This is a genomic window from Nostoc sp. (genome assembly GCF_036917235.1).
Lineage (GTDB): Bacteria > Cyanobacteriota > Cyanobacteriia > Cyanobacteriales > Nostocaceae > Nostoc.
In genome coordinates, this window is record NZ_JBALDU010000040.1 from 78,003 (window position 1) to 95,252 (window position 17,250).

Sequence of the window (17,250 nt, forward strand, 5' to 3'; positions counted from 1 at the left end):
CTACTGCTGTTTGCTAGCGGAGTTTATTTATACATCCGCGCAGTACACTGACTTGAGCGAATTAAGGATACTCTTAGTCATGTAGTGGAAATACTAGAGTTTTAGGCCAAGCGGGCTGGGAAAATTAGGTTTCTAAGGCTTAGATGTTACGAAAAAACTTTTCAAACATCCTTCAAACATCCTTTAAGAATCGCTTTTAACAGACTTTCCTGAACAGTCAAAGGAGAGGAAAGAATTAATAATTATTAAAAAACGTTAAGCTAATTTAAAGATAATCACGCTGACGACTCGATATCACATTTATATTTATTAAAAAAAGTTAATGAAACCTAGACATATTGATACAGAAGTAGCGAGGTTAGAAGCCCTCCACCAGTATCAAATTATTGACACAGAACCCGAAGAAACCTATGACAATCTTGCTCAGTTAGCGGCCTTTATTTGTGGCACTCCCATATCATTGGTAAATTTTATTGATGAAAACCGTCAATGGTTTAAGGCAAAAATAGGTTTAGATGTATCAGAAATGCCTTGGAGCGTTGGATTATCTTATCTTTGCCAAGAGCAGCGTAACGTTGTGGTGGTTCCTGATACTCTAGCTGATGAGAAGTTGGCTAGTAATCCGGTAGTAACTGGCTATCCATATATACGGTTTTATGCAGGTGTACCCTTAATTACTCCGCAGGGAGATATGTTGAGAACTCTGTGTGCAATTGACCAAGTTCCAAGGCAACTAAGCCAAAAACAAGTGGAGGCGTTTGTGGGTTTGAGTCGCCTAGTAATCGACCAACTCGAACTCAGGCGTCATGTAAGTGAGGTATCTAAAGTTACTGAGAAACTAACGGCGCACGACCAAGCAACCCGCGCCCAATCTGAAGCCGCCAAAACCCGCCTAGCTTTAAGCTTTACTTGCCAGCAGTGGGGAGGAATAGAAACACGCAGCCCCGAAAATTTGCCACCACAAACAGGACATGGAGAATTGATTTTGGTTGTGGATGATGAAGCCGCCATTCAAGAGATTACGACAACATCATTAGAAGCTCACAACTACAAAATCTTAGTTGCCAGTGATGGCATTGAGGCGATCGCACTATATGCTCAAAATAGAGACAAAATTAGTGCCGTCCTCATGGATATTATGCTGCCCTCACTGGATAGTTTAATAGCCATGCGTACCTTGCAAAAAATCAACCCCCAAGTCAAAATTATTGCCAGCAGTGGACTCATGTCTGACAATAAGCTTAGTGCACTAGCAGCTATTGGTGTCAATACATTTTTATCGAAGCCCTATACTGTCAACGAATTATTGCTTTGTTTACAGAAAGTACTATTGGGAACCGAATAATTACGTAGAGATATTATCAAATTTGAGTATAAAAAGCTGATTATTGATGCAAATGCAAATTGCTTGGATTTGATATGATTGAGCATCCGTTAACACACTCCTTTTAGCGATACTCACAACTTGGCTAAATCAATATGCCTTGGTTTCTTAAGTTAATCATCAATATAGTAGTCTTAGGTGCATTGTTACTCATATCCCAGCAATTTTGGGCGCAAGATTGGCGTCGAGTTCGCGGTGGCATCCCTTTCGTATCAGTGTTATGGCTTTGATAGAGCAACAAAGCTATACACTCGATTTTATGATAGCTACTAGATTTTGAGGATTGCTGGTTTATTTGCGATCGCCTTGCATATTTTGAAGCACATTATAGAATATTTATCAATTTATTTGGTGCGATGCCTACGGCGGGCAAAGCCTACGGACTTTGTGTGTAAGTTGACCATTATCTGATTGATAACGGCCACTCGTTAATTAACCCTACACATTAAATCGGAACAACATTACATCCCCTTCCTGCACAACATACTCTTTACCTTCACTGCGAACCAACCCTTTTTCCTTCGCAGCATTCATCGAACCAGTTGTTACCAAATCTTTATAAGCGACAGTTTCAGCGCGAATAAAACCCCGCTCAAAATCACTGTGAATTACACCAGCAGCTTGAGGTGCAGACATTCCAGCATTAATTGTCCAAGCGCGGGTTTCTTTAGGGCCGCAGGTAAAATATGTCCGCAAGCCTAGAAGCGAGTAAGTTGCACGAATCAATGATTTCAAACCGCCTTCTTCCACACCTAAAGACGCGAGAAAATCAGCCTTATCTTCTTCTGGCAATTCTACTAACTCCGCTTCAACTTGAGCAGAAACTATCACAACTTGGGCATTTTCTGTGGCTGCAATTTGCCGCACTGTTTCCACAAAATGATTACCAGTTGCCAACTCATCCTCAGATACATTGGCAGCGTAGATAATCGGTTTAAAAGTAAGCAGTTCTAATCCCTTAATAATTACTTCTTCTTCTTCATTCAAACTTACCTGACGCACCGATTTACCTTCATTCAAAGCTGCAGCTAATTTTTCTAACACTGTGATTTCAAACTGTGCATCTTTGTTGGTACGAGCTTGTTTGCGAGTCCGATCAATTCGCCGCTCAATTTGTGCTAAATCTGATAAACCCAATTCTATATTAATGATTTCAATATCTCGTGCTGGGTCAACAGAACCAGCAACGTGAATAATATCGTCATTTTCAAAACAACGTACCACATGGACGATCGCATCAACTTCCCGGATGTGGGACAGGAATTGATTCCCTAGTCCCTCACCATGACTTGCACCTTTAACTAAACCGGCAATATCTACAAATTCAACCCGCGCCGGGATAATTTGTACCGAACTGGCAATCTTAGCAAGAACATTTAACCGTTCATCCGGTACTGCGACAACGCCGACATTCGGTTCAATCGTGCAAAAAGGGAAGTTAGCTGCTTCTGCTTTAGCATTAGCAACTACAGCATTAAATAAAGTAGATTTTCCGACGTTGGGAAGTCCGACAATTCCGGCTCTTAGCATTTTGGATTTTAGATTTGAGATTTTAGATTACATTACCAAGGTAATCTAAACAGGTTCCGGTATGGTTTGGGGAATTGTCCCTGGAACTGTTTGAGGAATGGGAGCAGGTACTGGTTCTGGTACAGGCCCCGGTAAGGGTTGGGGTATCGCTGGCCCCGGTATAGGTTCGGGACTAGGTAGTGGACTCGGGCCAGGAGTGGGAATTTGTGGTTCAGGTATAGAAATTGCAGTAGGATTAATCATCGTAAGTCCAAATTAAATTATTCAACCTTCTCACGCTAGATGACAACCTCATCTGTTGACATCTCCCCAAATAGCTATACACACGAACACATCCTTTAATAATCTACCCCTCTTCTCATTCTCTGCGTCCCTCCGCGCTTCCCTTTGCGCGACGGCAGTCGCTACAACGGGGGGAACCCCCGCAACGCGCTGCCTCCCCTTTGCGTTTAAACTCCAATCCTCAAACTACTCCTCCTTCACCTTCTCCACCACCTCCGGCACTGGATCGTAACCACCTGGATGAAACGGATGACAGCGCAAAATCCGCCGAGTTGCCATCCAGCTACCACGTAACACTCCAAATCGTTCAATAGCTTCAATAGCATACATCGAACAAGTTGGTTGAAAGCGACAAGTCGGCAGAAACAACGGCGAGATAAACATTCGGTAGCCCCGAATCAGCCAAATAAATAATAATTTCATTGCAGCTACCCAAATCTTATAAATTAGTAACAGGGGTAAAAATTCTCATTTTGTCGCATCTTTGTTAATTACATTTTCTGACTTCACCTCAATTCCGGTTTTCTGGCTGCAAATTGCGTCGGCTGCAATTTGGGTGTTACTCATTCTCATGATTGCATGGGTGGTAAACCGCTTTGCCGACAAGCCAGAAATCGTGCGGAAGATAGTTCATATTGGCACTGGTAATGTGATTTTAATCGCTTGGTGGCTAAATATTCCTGCTAGCGTAGGGATCACAGCTTCTATTTTAGCGAGTGCAATCACCTTATTATCTTACCGATTGCCCATCCTTCCTGGGATTAATAGCGTTGGACGGCAAAGTTTCGGGACATTTTTTTACTCTGTCAGTTTCGGTATTTTAGTTGCCTACTTCTGGTACTTGCAACAACCTCAATACGCAGCACTAGGAATTTTGATCATGACTTGGGGAGATGGATTAGCAGCTTTGATTGGGCAACGCTTTGGTACACACAAATATAAAGTCTTTGGAATCCAAAAAAGTTGGGAAGGCTCCCTAACTATGATGTTCGTTAGCTATATCGTCAGCAGTTTGATTTTGATTGGCACTCAAGGAAGTAATTGGCAAACTTGGGTAATATCACTTGTGGTTGCATTTATAGCTACTAGTTTAGAAGCTGTTTCATTTCTGGGTATTGATAATTTGACAGTCCCTTTGGGTAGTGCAGCCCTTGCTTTCTATTTAAGTCAGTTCATCTTGAGTTAACTCTATGAAATCTCTTTTAAAGAAGAATAGTCTGTGAATAAAGCTTCATCTGAGATTCCAAAACCGCAAAATAGCAGAGTCATATTAAGGAAAGACGAAGAGTTTTTGGAAATCATTTTTCCCTCACCAGGACTTAGCAAAGCTTATATATCTCTAATTACCTTCGGGGTAATGTTTTTGATCCCTACTATAAGCTTGATTGTAATTCTCTTTGGTATTTATTGGGCTGATTTGTCTTCTAAAATTGTCTTAGCTTTATTCTCTATTCCTTTGTGGATTTTTGCTATAGCAATGTTCTTTATATTTGCAAATTATATTGGCAACATATTGGCAAATACCCAACTAGAGATTGATAAACAAAAAATTTATTTAAGTCATCAAATATTTGGAGTGAAGATAGATGAAAAAATATCCAGCCCAAGGCAAGATATTAACAAGCTAGAACGTATTAAACGACATATAAAACTTAGCTCTTTACCTGACTATGCACCTGACTACTTAGGTAGTATATATGAATCTGAAATTATTATTTTTGCTGGGGAATCTAAATACAGAATTTCTATATCTTTAGCATCTGAAGATGAACTTGATTGGTTAGCTAATGAACTAAGTGATTGGTTAGGATTACCCATTGATAAAGCCTAATTAAATTAAGTTTGTATGTAAAAAACTAGAAGTTTGATAATTAAAATACCCAAATAATAAAGCCTTGCCACGTCACTACATATACTTAGATCTTTTCACAAATCAAATCAGATTCCTAGATTTTTCCTTTAACTTATTGCAGAATAAGAATCAATTCTCAATATGCATTCTATAAATTTTGAGGTTAGCTTAATGCAAATTATTCCTCTAACTTTGGTGAGTCTATTACTGTTTTTCGCTCCCAAATCCAATCGAGTAAAATCGGATTGACTAACTCCGGCGCTTCATCCTGCGGACAATGCCCCACTCCCTCTAAAGGAATAAACTTTTCTACTTGCGGAAAGTTAGCTAATTCTCTCCCTAATTTAATTGGTTCCCACGGATCGGCCGTTCCCCACAAGATAATCGCCGGACACTGTAACAGTGGCAAAAGGTCTTCTGGTAATGGCCCTGTAGAATAAGAAGTAAAAGCAAGAAACACAGCCCCAGCTCCCGGATCGCTTGCTGGTGAAATGAGAATATCTACCAACTCATCTGTCACCATCTCAGGATTCGAGTATGCTTGCAGCAAAATTTTCCGCACCGTTTTCGGTTTGGCGAGTTGATTGAAAAAGAAATCACCAACTGGTTTGATAGATAACAGGCGTTGCAGTAAAGGCGCTCCGTAACGACGAGATAAAGGTAAAGTTTCCCGTTTGCGATCGTGCAACAGCCTTAAAGAACAGTTGAGCAAAGCAACTCCCAAGACAATATCTGGGTTGCCAACTGCTGCTTGCATAGTGACAATACAGCCAATGGAATTTCCCACTAAAAAAGCTGGCTCACCCACTACTTCACGGCAAAAATCTGCTACTTGTTGTCCCCAGGTTTCTAATGTGTAGGTAATTTTTTCACTAGGTTGAGGTTTTGCGGAAGCCCCAAAACCAATCAAATCAATAGCATAAACACGGCAATTTTCGGCTAATACGGGAATATTTTTTCGCCAGTGCCACCAAGAAGCGCCAAATCCATGCACCAGGACAACAGCTGGCCCTGTAGTTCCTTGGGTTTGATAGCAGATCGGAAAATCTTGCCAAATCCAGGTTTTTGTAGAGTTAAGTGCTGTTTTTGAACTTGAGGTTGTCATGGAAAATTTGATGATAACAAGGTATAAAGGCTTTCAACAGCAAGGCACAAGTAAAATTGTTTTTAATTTGGATAAAATTTATCAGATTTTCAAAATAAATCTTTTGCTCTAGTGATAGCCTATACATATACCACGAAAGCTTTTAAGCTGATAGTCTTATCCAGTATAAAGTTTTCATCTTGTTGATAGAGGTAATTTACTCACGACTGAGATTATGTCAGTAGTTGAAATCATAACTTTTTTAATGTGAGTAATATTTTGGCTATTTTTTAGATGTGAGCGAATTAGCATCAGTGCTAGATTCAGTAGTTTCACAATTTACGATCGCAAATTTGGTCTATAAGATTGGCGAATATGAGGCATCGGCTAAGGGGTGGTTTGCAACTGGAAACTGACGCTGAATTTAACAATATTTTTCTTGTTCCTAGTTCTGCGGGCCAGAAATCATGAATCTACTAGAAACAATTGATACTCCCGTTGGGAGCTACGCACCAGATTTTGAACTGCCAGGAATTGATGGTCAAGTACACCATCTCAGGCGTTATCTTGAGAAGTTCCGAGCAGTTGGCGTTATTTCCATGTGTAACCACTGCCCTTATGTAGAGCGGTATTTAGGCAGGCTAAAAAACATTCAAGCCGAATTTTCCCCAAAAGGCTTCACACTAATTGGACTGAATGGTAGTAATGTTGATCACGACACTAGGTCAAGCTTTGAAAATATGAAAGCTTTTGCCCTACGTCACCAATTGAACTTCCCGTACCTGTGGGACTCAACGCAAGATGTGACCGGTAGTTTCGGCGCAACAAAAACACCAACGGCCTTTCTCATAGATACTAACGGTATAGTCCGTTATAAAGGGAAAATTGATAATCATCCCCAAGAACCATTATCAGTGGGAGAGGATTATTTGAGAACTGCGATCGCTTCTCTGTTTAAAGGCGAAGAAATAGCCATACCACAAACAGAACCAGTAGGTACTACATTGATTTGGCGTAACTAGACATAGATAGTCCCTGTAACTGTTATCTTAAATTGGAGGCAATTGCAACTTTTTTGATAAAGCGTAACTTCATGGGAACGAATTACCGACGGGTTTTACTCAAACTGAGCGGTGAAGCCTTAATGGGCAACATGGGCTATGGCATTGATCCCGAAGTGGTCAAAGGAATAGCACAAGAATTAGCAGAGGTGATAGCCACTGGTACTCAAATCGCCATAGTTGTTGGCGGCGGCAATATTTTTCGTGGCGTCAAAGCAGCGTCGGCGGGGATGGACAGGGCAACCGCTGACTATATCGGGATGATTGCCACGGTAATGAATGCCATGACGCTGCAAGATTCGCTAGAACGCATAGGAGTACAGACGCGAGTGCAAACCGCGATCGCTATGCAAGAATTAGCAGAACCATATATTCGTCGTCGTGCCATCCGTCATCTTGAAAAAGGACGGGTGGTAATTTTTGGTGCTGGTTCTGGAAATCCCTTTTTTACTACAGATACTACGGCGGCATTAAGAGCAGCAGAAATTGATGCTGAGGTGATTTTTAAAGCCACCAAAGTAGATGGAGTATATGATGCCGATCCTCATATTTATCCTGACGCCAAGCGTTACAATAGCTTAACCTACGCGCACGTTTTAACCCAAGATTTGCGGGTGATGGATAGTACTGCGATCGCCTTGTGTAAAGAAAATAATATCCCAATTCTGGTATTTGACCTAACGGTGCGAGGAAACATCCACCGAGCAGTCTTGGGAGAATCCATCGGCACCCTTGTGGGAGGTTCTTGTGAAATTAGCTGAAGCTGAAAGTACGATGCAAAAAACCGTTGAGGCAACTCAACGAGCTTTTAACTCGATTCGCACTGGTCGCGCCAATGCGAGTCTATTAGATAAGGTATTGGTGGATTATTACGGTTCGCCTACTTCCTTGAAATCACTGGCAAATATTAGCACGCCAGATGCTACGACGATCTTAATTCAACCCTACGAGCGCAACACGCTAAACATCATTGAGAAAGCTATTTCCCTCTCAGATGTGGGTTTAACACCCAGTAACGACGGTTCTGTAATCCGGTTGAATATTCCGCCCTTAACAAGCGAGCGCCGTAAAGAATTCGTTAAAATGGCATCCAAGTATGCTGAAGAGGGTCGTGTTGCTATTCGTAACATTCGCCGCGATGCCATAGACGCCATTCGCAAACAGGAGAAAGCCTCTGAAATCTCCAAAGATGAATCAAAAGACCAACAAGACAACTTGCAAAAACTGACAAACGAGTATAACGCCAAAATAGACTCACTGTTGGCAGAAAAAGAAAAAGACATTACGACTGTTTAAAGTCTCAAGTCTGAGTATAAAGGCTGAAGAATGATGGATAAATTCTTCAGCCTTTATCATTTATTAGATATTTAACAAAAATTGATTGAGTATCTCAATAGAAAATAAACTAATTCTGGAGCAAAAATTCAGCCTTATGTACGACTGCATCATTGTCGGCGCTGGGCCAGCCGGTGGAACAGCCGCATATCATTTAGCCAAACAAGGTCGCTCAGTATTAGTGTTAGAAAAAGAATCCCTGCCAAGATATAAACCTTGTGGTGGTGGTGTATCTCCAGCGATCGCTCAATGGTTTGACTTTGATTTTAGCCCAGTAATTTCTGTAAAAGCCGACTCCCTTCGCTTTACCTGGAAATTAGGCGACCCTGTGGAGGCAAAAATAGCCACCAAAGAACCAGTCTGGATGGTGCGACGAGATATTTTTGACCATTTCCTAGTGCAGCAAGGACAGAAGCAAGGGGCTGAATTACGAGATAATACGGAAGTAACAGGTATTGAATTTAAAAGCGACTATTGGCAAGTTAACACAACTAATGGTCCAGTTACAAGTCGCTACTTAATTGCGGCTGATGGTGCTAAAGGACCAATGGCAAAATGGCTCGGCTTCAAAGATCGTAAACGCCGTTTAGCAGGAGCTTTGGAAGCAGAAGTTGCCGCGGAGGTCAAGGATAAATCTACAATTCATTTCGAGTTTGGCTTAGTGAAAAACGGCTACATTTGGAACTTCCCGAAGGCAGACGGTTATTCCATTGGTGTTGGTACGTTTATTGGTGGTCAACCGCAGGATTTTAAGAAAATTTTAGATGAGTACGCGCGATCGTTTAATGTAGATATCAAAACTGGTAAGCAGTATGGTTATCCCCTTTGCTTGTGGGATGGCAACCAAAAGTTACATACCCAAAATGCGGTTTTAGCTGGGGAAGCTGCTTGTGTAGTCGATCCGATGACAGCAGAAGGCATTCGTCCGTCAATTTTTAGCGGTTTGATGGCAGCAGGAGCCATTAATGAGGCCCTTTCTGGTGATACCAACGCTTTAGAAAAATATAGCGAAGCTATTAATGAAGAATGGGGTACTGAAATGGCTTGGGCGCAAAAATTAGGTGGAGCATTTTATCGCTTTCCAGGCATTGGCTACAAAGTTGGTGTTAAGCGCCCCTCTGGTGCGAAAATCATGGGTAAGATTCTGTGTGGAGAACTGCGCTATGGCGATGTTGCTAGTCGCGCCCTCAAGCGTTTAATTCCTGGTTTTGGAGGTTAATTAACCAAACAAGTTGCTTGAGCAACTTGTTAAAGGTGGGCAAACTTCCACCACTGTGTAATGGGCATTTCTCAATATGGCAATTTACTTGACAAAACGACTATCTGTGTTCGCTAATATTCTTGCTCTTGTCCTGTTGATACCGGGAATTGCCTTAGCTGCACCCCTTCAAATCAATACAACTTCTGGTGTTCTTTTCGCCCAAACTACCAAAACTGCAAGCTACTCCACCTCGTCGGAGATTAACCTGACTCCCTTACAACGGCAAGAACTCCAGGCTGTGCGTCAGAGAAGAAATAGGGAAATTGCGGCAGTGTTAAACTCATCTCAGCGTGACCAACTTAATCACAATCTCCGGGCTGGTAATAATATCAAGCAAGCGCTAGAAAAACTAAATTTGCAGCCAGAACAGCAAGATTTGGTAAAGGCGATCGTGCAATTTACTAACTTGAAAATGAAAGCTATTTCATCTAGACATTTGCTAGAAATAGGAAAGAATTAAAGGCTTAAAATAGGGAGCATCCCAATTTTGCAAATTTCCTAAGATAACAGATTGTCATTGCGAATGAAGCGTTCGCAATGACAAAATATGTTTTTACACGTTTGGGATGCTCCCTTAAAATAAGCGATCGCAAGTGGTTTTTATTTTACCTTTTTCATGCCTAGTTATTTTAATTATTAATGCCATGTACAACTTATTCTTAAGTATGTGTAGAGGATAGCAAAGTGTCACTAAGGGACAAATAAAGGCAAATCCCTCAATAGTTGCCTAGAGAGGGATTTAGTGTGGGCTAGAGAGAGATTTTGGGGTGAGTGTAGCGTTGATTTTTTGAATGCTAGTTTAAATTATTTGCTTTCTCAACTGCTTCCTTTAACTCTTCAAAGGTAATACTACCGTCTTTGTCTGAATCATACTCTACTAGTAACTCCTGGGGACTAGTAGTATTTGTTTCTGATGAGATGATTGCACTTAAGCCAGGACTTAAAAAAAGATCGTTAATGGAGATTTTGCCATCTTGATCGCCATCTAAGGTATTAAAAAGAGATTGAAGCTCTTGCTCGGTTGTCATAAGTTTCTATCTGAATTGATTTTTCAATTTAATATCTCAAAATCTTGACAAATACGCAAGGAGAGTTAATAAAAAGATTTTATTGGGTGCGGGATGGCGATCGATATACTTTCGCGAATCGATGCGGATAACAGCGATATCTGGCTCAGGTTCGGAGTATTGGCTCAACTGAATGGGAGGGATCTTGTACCCGAACTAAGGCAACTTCTACTATAACAGTCCTAAATCATTCATGAAAAATTAGATCCCCGACTTCTCAAAGAAGTCGGGGATCTGGACAACGCAAATTTTCACAACTCATTTAGGATTGCTATAGCAGCCGCTTAAGATAGTCAGATGCACAAAGTGTTGGCGCTGCATGGGCAGGATTTTTGGCGCTCATCGAGATAACTCACCTATTTAGGCGATTATTGCTTACTCTCAACTTTGGCAGCATCTATAATTAATCTTGCCCTATTTAGTTCGTTACCATGTCGGAAGAAGATATCCGAGCCGCGAGGCTGGAGAAAGTAGAACAACTCAAGCAGCTAGGGACTAACCCTTATGCCTATCGTTGGGAATCTACCCATCATGCAGCGCAGTTGCAAGAACAATTTGCCGATTTATCCAGTGGTGAAGAAGTTGATTTGGAAGTTGCCATAGCTGGACGCATTATGGCGCGTCGCGTTTTTGGGAAATTGGCTTTTTTCACCTTGCAAGACGAAACCGGTACAATTCAGCTTTATCTGGATAAAAATCGCATTCAAGAAGGTATGGCAGATATTGATGCCGATGCCTTCAATCACCTGAAGCAACTTACAGATGCAGGTGACATTTTAGGAGCCAAAGGTACTATTAAACGGACTGAAAAGGGCGAGTTATCTGTCTACGTTAAACAATATACTATCCTCACTAAATCCCTGTTGCCCCTACCCGACAAGTGGCATGGATTAACGGATGTTGCCAAGCGTTACCGTCAGCGCTACGTTGACTTGATTGTTAACCCGGAAGTGCGACAAACTTTCCGCCGTCGCGCTCAAATTACTGCTGGTATTCGCCGCTATTTGGAACAGCGGGATTTTCTGGAAATTGAAACTCCAGTTTTGCAAAGTGAGACTGGGGGTGCAGATGCGCGTCCATTTATCACCTACCACAACACTTTAGAAATGGAGTTGTATCTGCGAATTGCCACAGAACTCCATCTCAAGCGGTTGATTGTGGGTGGTTTTGAAAAGGTGTTTGAATTGGGGCGGGTTTTCCGCAATGAGGGAATTTCGACTCGACATAATCCCGAATTTACGACGATTGAAGTTTACCAAGCCTACGCCGACTACAACGATATGATGGCGTTGACTGAAGGGATTATTACTACTGTCGCCCAAGATGTACTCGGCACATTGGAAATCACCTACCAAGGGGAACCTATAAATTTAACACCACCTTGGCGGCGGGTGACAATGCACGATTTAGTTAAAGAATTTACGGGCTTAGATTTTAACTCGTTCCAAAGTTTGGAAGAAGCAAAAACAGCAAGTAAAAATGCTGGTATTCCTGGTATAAATGAAGCCCAATCAATTGGTAAATTATTAAATTTAGCCTTTGAAGAGAAAGTAGAAGCCAATTTAATTCAACCTACCTTTGTAATTGATTACCCTGTAGAAATTTCGCCCCTAGCAAAACCTCACCGTTCTGTGCCTGGTTTGGTAGAACGATTTGAGTTATTTATAGTCGGGCGAGAAACTGGGAATAGCTTCTCAGAACTTACCGATCCCATCGATCAAAGAGAACGTTTAGAAGCACAGGCGGCGCGGAAAGCTGCTGGTGACTTAGAAGCCCAGGGTGTAGATGAAGACTTTCTCACCGCTTTGGAATATGGTATGCCACCTACAGGTGGTTTAGGGATTGGGATCGATCGCTTGGTGATGTTATTAACCGATTGTGCCAGTATTCGGGATGCGATCGCTTTCCCCTTACTCAAGCCAGAAAAATCAGAATCATCCCCAGATTAAGTCTGGGGATTAGGGACTGGGGATTGGGGACTGGGTATTGCAACTCATGTCCCTAATGCCCCAAATCCCTATACCACTACCTTTTCTAAGATCAGCTTAGAACGTTTCACTTGCTCAGGAATCACCACAGGATAATCCCCTGTGAAACAGGCAGAACAAAAACTATTAGTGTCTTCTCGTGTCGCTTCTAGCATTCCCTCCCAACTCAGATAGGCAAGGCTGTCTACTTCCAGTTGCTTGGCAATTTCTGCTACTGACTTGGTAGCAGCAATTAGCTGATCCTGAGAATCGGTATCGATACCATAGAAGCAGGGATGAGTTACAGGGGGAGACGAAATTCGCATATGTACCTCTACTGCACCTGCTTCACGTAAGGTTTTGACTAGTTTACGACTGGTAGTACCCCGTACAATCGAGTCGTCTACAATAATTACTCGTTTACCTACCAGCACATCTTTGAGGGGGTTGAGTTTCATCCGCAGACCCGATTCGCGCATGGTTTGGGTTGGTTGAATGAAGGTTCGCCCAACATAGCGATTTTTAATCAGTCCTTCGCCGTAAGCGACACCAGACGCTTGGGAAAATCCAATAGCAGCAGGTATACCAGAATCAGGAACACCAAAGACAATATCGGCATCTACAAAAGATTCTTTAGCTAGCTGGTGTCCTAATCGCATTCGATAGCTGTACAAACTCTCGTTATGCATGACGCTATCAGGGCGGGCAAAGTAAATCATTTCAAAGATACACAATTTCCGCTCGGACTGTTTACTCCAATGATAAGAAGCTAAACCTTCTTCAGTAATCCAAACTAATTCACCTGGTTCTACGTCTCGCAGGTATTCGGCTCCAATAATGTCTAAACCACAAGTCTCAGAAGCCAAAACATAACGGACTGGATTACCAGCCAAAGTGCCGATTACTAAGGGGCGGATTCCATTAGGGTCACGGACACCCATAACGCCGACGGGAGTGCCAATAACTAAACTAAAGGCTCCTTGGCAACGGTGAAATGCCTTAATTGCACCTTCTAGCCAATCAGCGCCCGTATCTATAGCTTCTGCGATCGCAAAAGCGATCATTTCTGAGTCTGTTGTTGTGACTAAGTTACATTTATTCTCAAGCAACTCTTGACGTAGTTGCACAGTATTGACTAAATTACCATTGTGTGCAAGTGCTAAGGAACCTAAACGGGTTTCTAGTACTGCGGGTTGGGCATTAACTCTGCGACTAGAACCTGTAGTCGAATAACGAGTATGACCAACAGCAAGGCTACCGAGCAATTGATCCAAGACAGATTCATTGAAGACTTGAGACACCAAGCCCATGTCTTTGTGGAGATGTACCTTTGTCCCCTCAAAAGTAGCAATACCAGCTGATTCTTGACCCCGATGCTGGAGGGCATACAATCCAAAGTAGGTCAGTTTAGCAACGTTTTCTCCTGGGGCGTAGATGCCAAAAACACCACAAGCTTCTTCGGGCTTGTCAGGCTGATTTTCATGACTATTGATTGGGTTGTTAGTTGGGTCGGGGTATTCATCCGAAGTGACAGAATGAATAGAAATCATGCTAGCTTTGCTCCTGGTGGGGGGGGTCAATCAATTTTGGATTTGAGACTTCGGCTACGCTCAGTCGAACGATTGACGATTTTGATTTTGGATTGATCGCACCGTAATAAGGATGCGGTTTGGGATTTGAGAATGGCGATTTTAGATTTTTTGCCCAGTAAGAGCAAGATATGAACTAGAAGCAACGCCCCTAATCCAAAATCTAAAATTCAAAATCTAAAATCGGTAGTCAAGTTACTGGGATTATATAAATGGTTGAGGATTTCTTAACAAATCTTTAACCATCCATTAAAACAGTACCGTAATTTTGCTCAGAGACGCTAATAAAAGAGTGAGGAATTAGGAGTTATGCTTTTTATTCCTAACTCCTAACTTCTTCAGGGGTAGTGGTATGGATGGCGAGACGTTTAGCGATCGCATGGAAGTAGCGATCGTTCATATCTTCGATACTAACTTTGATTAAGGTTTGGTTATCAGTGGTGAAAACCCCCAAACCCTTCTCAAAACTTCCAACCGTACCCAGTTTTTGCCAATCTTGGCCTAGATGTTCCTGTAAATATGATTCCCAAATTCCTTGTTGTGCTGATGCTACAGAAACTAAAATTCTGGCACCACCTTCGGCAAACAACATCTCGTCTAAGCGGTTTAACTGTGTTGCTGCTATTTCCAAATTGATTTCGGCACCAAGATTACCAGCAAGACAAGATTCGGCTAGTGCGATCGCCACTCCTCCCTCAGCAGAATCGTGGGCTGAACGTACCCAACCATTACGAATTCCTTCACGGCAAACTTTCTGGACGCGGCGTTCCAAGTCAAAATCTACCCGTGGTGGTTTTCCGGCGACAGTATCGTGGATAGTGGCTAAATATTCAGATGCTCCCAAACTGATTTGGGATGCTAAAGGCAATCCGAGAAGATAAATCACATCGCCAGCTGCTTGCCAACCTTGACCACAAATTTTGGTTATATCAGGAATTAAGCCCACCATACCGACAACAGGAGTGGGATAAATGAGTTGTGGGATACCTTGAGAATCAAGAGTTTCATTGTACAAAGAGACATTACCGCCCGTGACTGGTGTCGCCAATTCTCGGCAACCTTCCGCCAAACCACGACAAGCTTCTGCCAATTGCCAGTAACCAATGGGTTTTTCTGGAGAGCCAAAATTCAGATTATCCGTCACTGCCAGAGGTTCAGCACCCACACAGCTAAGATTACGGGCTGCTTCTGCCACCACTGCCTTAGCTCCTTCGTAAGGGTCAAGATAAACATAACGAGGATTGCAATCTACCGTCGCGGCCACTCCTGATTTTAGATTTTGGATTGGGGATTTGAGATTGGGGATTTCTTCTAGGGGGCGTAAACGGATAACAGCCGCATCTGCACCACCTGGCAGTGTTACCGTATTATTTTGTACTTGATGGTCATATTGACGATATACCCAATTTTTAGATGCGATCGTGGGTGTATCGAGCAAAGTTAAGAGAATATCATTCCAACTTTGCAGTCCTCCTGGAAGTTCTATTCCAGCAGTTGTGGAAAGAGGTAGGGAATCAGCAGTCCATTCCCAAGCTTGACGGGCATATTCTGGCGCTTCTGCCAATAACTCTCGGTTATATAGTGGGGTATTCTCCGCCAAAGCCTCAGCAGGAATTTCTGCTGCTACTTCACCCTGAAAGAGAATTCGCACAATTGGTTCAGCAATGACTGTCCCTGCGACAACGGCTTGAAGTCCCCAGCGGTGGAAAATGTCGATTAATTCTTGCTCACGTCCCTTGTGTGCAACGAACAGCATTCGTTCTTGAGATTCCGAAAGCAAATATTCATAAGGAACCATCCCCGTTTCTCTGACGGGAATTTTATCTAAATCTAGTTCAATTCCCACACCGCCTTTTGCCGCCATCTCTGATGTAGAACAGGTGATTCCCGCAGCTCCCATATCTTGGGCGGCGACAACTGCACCCGTCTTAAACGCCTCCAGACAAGCTTCAATTAACGACTTTTCCAAAAATGGATCGCCCACTTGTACAGCAGGGCGATCGTCTATGGATTGATCGCTCAATTCTGCACTAGCAAAACTCGCGCCTCCCATACCGTCGCGCCCAGTGGTGGAACCAACATACAGCACGGGGTTGCCTAAGCCAGATGCTCCAGATTTGACGATTTCTGCTGTTTCCATCAACCCTAGTGCCATAACGTTCACCAAAGGATTACCAGAGTAAGCAGAGTCAAAGTAAACTTCGCCGCCAACGGTGGGTACTCCCACACAGTTACCATAATGAGAGATTCCTGCCACCACACCAGTGAATAGCCGTTGGGTTTTGGCATCTTCTAAGGAACCAAAGCGTAACGAGTTTAATAGGGCAATGGGACGCGCACCCATTGTAAAAATATCTCTGAGAATACCTCCGACTCCCGTTGCAGCTCCTTGAAAGGGTTCAACTGCTGAGGGATGGTTGTGAGATTCAATCTTAAAAGCTAGTTGGAGTCCGTCACCCAAGTCTACAACACCAGCATTTTCACCAGGCCCCACCAGGATGCGGGGACCATCGGTGGGAAATTGTTTGAGTAGAGGTCGAGAATTTTTATAACAGCAATGCTCAGACCACATGACGCCAAACATTCCCAGTTCAGCTTTGTTGGGATGACGGCCTAGCCGACGGACAATTTCTGCGTATTCTTCTGGTTTAAGACCAACAGCCGCAATTTCTTGGGGGGAAAAGGCTGGTTTTGAGGTTGCAGTCATGGAAGTAATGCACTCTGGGGGGACAGAGCATTATTCTATCGATTTACTTGCCCTGTAAGTGCAGTTTCAGAAATGCAGATAATTCTTCTTTGGATATTTCTTTCTGAACTACTTGAATTACCAAGTTGTAA

At 42.7% G+C, this 17,250-nt stretch carries 15 protein-coding genes and 2 pseudogenes; 10 read left to right on the forward strand and 7 right to left on the reverse strand.

The window, feature by feature from the left end:
- Positions 1–322: 322 nt before the first annotated feature.
- A pseudogene (locus V7K44_RS14340) lies at positions 323–895 on the forward strand (GAF domain-containing protein); the annotation flags it as partial.
- Positions 896–897: 2 nt separating this feature from the next.
- Positions 898–1,345: pseudogene (locus tag V7K44_RS14345) on the forward strand (response regulator); the annotation flags it as partial.
- A 477-nt stretch (positions 1,346–1,822) separates the two neighbouring features.
- Here V7K44_RS14345 and ychF read toward each other — a convergent pair.
- From ychF to yidD, 3 genes are all read right to left on the reverse strand, one after another.
- Entirely contained in the window at positions 1,823–2,914 is a 1,092-nt protein-coding gene (gene ychF / locus V7K44_RS14350; protein ID WP_334932455.1) for a redox-regulated ATPase YchF, read from the reverse strand.
- Positions 2,915–2,959: 45 nt separating this feature from the next.
- Positions 2,960–3,157 (reverse strand): hypothetical protein, encoded by a 198-nt coding sequence (locus V7K44_RS14355; protein WP_334932456.1) that lies wholly within the window; start codon positions 3,155–3,157, stop codon positions 2,960–2,962.
- A 225-nt stretch (positions 3,158–3,382) separates the two neighbouring features.
- Positions 3,383–3,619, reverse strand: coding sequence for a membrane protein insertion efficiency factor YidD (gene yidD / locus V7K44_RS14360; RefSeq protein ID WP_012412579.1), 237 nt, complete (start codon positions 3,617–3,619; stop codon positions 3,383–3,385).
- Positions 3,620–3,680: 61 nt separating this feature from the next.
- Here yidD and V7K44_RS14365 point away from each other — a divergent pair, with 61 nt between their 5' ends.
- Both V7K44_RS14365 and V7K44_RS14370 read left to right on the forward strand, forming a co-directional pair.
- Positions 3,681–4,382, forward strand: coding sequence for a diacylglycerol/polyprenol kinase family protein (locus tag V7K44_RS14365; RefSeq protein ID WP_334932458.1), 702 nt, complete (start codon positions 3,681–3,683; stop codon positions 4,380–4,382).
- Positions 4,383–4,415: 33 nt separating this feature from the next.
- On the forward strand, positions 4,416–5,027 hold the full coding sequence (locus V7K44_RS14370; protein ID WP_334932460.1) for a hypothetical protein: 612 nt from the start codon (positions 4,416–4,418) through the stop codon (positions 5,025–5,027).
- Between the two features lie 199 nt (positions 5,028–5,226).
- Here the strand turns inward: V7K44_RS14370 and V7K44_RS14375 are convergent, their stop codons facing one another.
- Positions 5,227–6,153, reverse strand: a complete 927-nt coding sequence (locus V7K44_RS14375; RefSeq protein WP_334932462.1) for an alpha/beta fold hydrolase — start codon at positions 6,151–6,153, stop codon at positions 5,227–5,229.
- Positions 6,154–6,599: 446 nt separating this feature from the next.
- Here V7K44_RS14375 and V7K44_RS14380 point away from each other — a divergent pair, with 446 nt between their 5' ends.
- From V7K44_RS14380 to V7K44_RS14400, 5 genes are all read left to right on the forward strand, one after another.
- The gene (locus V7K44_RS14380; protein WP_334932464.1) at positions 6,600–7,154 is read left to right on the forward strand and encodes a thioredoxin family protein; all 555 of its coding nucleotides are present in this window, start codon (positions 6,600–6,602) and stop codon (positions 7,152–7,154) included.
- A gap of 71 nt (positions 7,155–7,225) precedes the next feature.
- Positions 7,226–7,954, forward strand: coding sequence for a UMP kinase (gene pyrH / locus V7K44_RS14385; protein WP_104905868.1), 729 nt, complete (start codon positions 7,226–7,228; stop codon positions 7,952–7,954).
- Positions 7,941–8,489 carry a ribosome recycling factor gene (gene frr / locus V7K44_RS14390; protein ID WP_334703822.1) on the forward strand — a complete coding sequence of 183 codons (549 nt, stop codon included), beginning with the start codon at positions 7,941–7,943 and terminating at the stop codon, positions 8,487–8,489. Before pyrH ends, frr begins: the two co-directional genes overlap by 14 nt.
- Before the next feature lie 136 nt (positions 8,490–8,625).
- Entirely contained in the window at positions 8,626–9,747 is a 1,122-nt protein-coding gene (locus tag V7K44_RS14395) for a geranylgeranyl reductase family protein (protein ID WP_334932467.1), read from the forward strand.
- Positions 9,748–9,823: 76 nt separating this feature from the next.
- A complete protein-coding gene (locus V7K44_RS14400; protein WP_334932469.1) occupies positions 9,824–10,249 on the forward strand; it encodes a hypothetical protein in 426 nt (141 codons plus the stop codon).
- 334 nt (positions 10,250–10,583) lie between these two features.
- On the opposite strand, the gene V7K44_RS14405 is transcribed toward V7K44_RS14400, so the two are convergent.
- Positions 10,584–10,817, reverse strand: coding sequence for an EF-hand domain-containing protein (locus V7K44_RS14405; protein WP_292779520.1), 234 nt, complete (start codon positions 10,815–10,817; stop codon positions 10,584–10,586).
- 470 nt (positions 10,818–11,287) lie between these two features.
- Here V7K44_RS14405 and lysS point away from each other — a divergent pair, with 470 nt between their 5' ends.
- The gene (gene lysS, locus V7K44_RS14410) at positions 11,288–12,805 is read left to right on the forward strand and encodes a lysine--tRNA ligase (RefSeq protein WP_334932471.1); all 1,518 of its coding nucleotides are present in this window, start codon (positions 11,288–11,290) and stop codon (positions 12,803–12,805) included.
- Positions 12,806–12,873: 68 nt separating this feature from the next.
- Here the strand turns inward: lysS and purF are convergent, their stop codons facing one another.
- Positions 12,874–14,373, reverse strand: a complete 1,500-nt coding sequence (gene purF, locus V7K44_RS14415; protein WP_334932473.1) for an amidophosphoribosyltransferase — start codon at positions 14,371–14,373, stop codon at positions 12,874–12,876.
- Positions 14,374–14,734: 361 nt separating this feature from the next.
- Complete coding sequence (gene purL, locus V7K44_RS14420; protein WP_334932475.1) at positions 14,735–17,119, reverse strand: phosphoribosylformylglycinamidine synthase subunit PurL; 2,385 nt, start codon at positions 17,117–17,119, stop codon at positions 14,735–14,737.
- Positions 17,120–17,250 lie beyond the last annotated feature (131 nt).

What these genes read in the sequence shown, in the direction of transcription:
- V7K44_RS14405 (WP_292779520.1), bottom strand. Translation starts at nt 10,817, where the DNA reads ATGACAACCGAGCAAGAGCTTCAATCTCTTTTTAATACCTTAGATGGC.
- pyrH (WP_104905868.1), top strand. Translation starts at nt 7,226, where the DNA reads ATGGGAACGAATTACCGACGGGTTTTACTCAAACTGAGCGGTGAAGCC.
- purL (WP_334932475.1), bottom strand. Translation starts at nt 17,119, where the DNA reads ATGACTGCAACCTCAAAACCAGCCTTTTCCCCCCAAGAAATTGCGGCT.
- V7K44_RS14400 (WP_334932469.1), top strand. Translation starts at nt 9,824, where the DNA reads ATGGCAATTTACTTGACAAAACGACTATCTGTGTTCGCTAATATTCTT.
- ychF (WP_334932455.1), bottom strand. Translation starts at nt 2,914, where the DNA reads ATGCTAAGAGCCGGAATTGTCGGACTTCCCAACGTCGGAAAATCTACT.
- V7K44_RS14375 (WP_334932462.1), bottom strand. Translation starts at nt 6,153, where the DNA reads ATGACAACCTCAAGTTCAAAAACAGCACTTAACTCTACAAAAACCTGG.
- yidD (WP_012412579.1), bottom strand. Translation starts at nt 3,619, where the DNA reads ATGAAATTATTATTTATTTGGCTGATTCGGGGCTACCGAATGTTTATC.
- V7K44_RS14380 (WP_334932464.1), top strand. Translation starts at nt 6,600, where the DNA reads ATGAATCTACTAGAAACAATTGATACTCCCGTTGGGAGCTACGCACCA.
- V7K44_RS14355 (WP_334932456.1), bottom strand. Translation starts at nt 3,157, where the DNA reads ATGATTAATCCTACTGCAATTTCTATACCTGAACCACAAATTCCCACT.
- V7K44_RS14395 (WP_334932467.1), top strand. Translation starts at nt 8,626, where the DNA reads ATGTACGACTGCATCATTGTCGGCGCTGGGCCAGCCGGTGGAACAGCC.
- lysS (WP_334932471.1), top strand. Translation starts at nt 11,288, where the DNA reads ATGTCGGAAGAAGATATCCGAGCCGCGAGGCTGGAGAAAGTAGAACAA.
- purF (WP_334932473.1), bottom strand. Translation starts at nt 14,373, where the DNA reads ATGATTTCTATTCATTCTGTCACTTCGGATGAATACCCCGACCCAACT.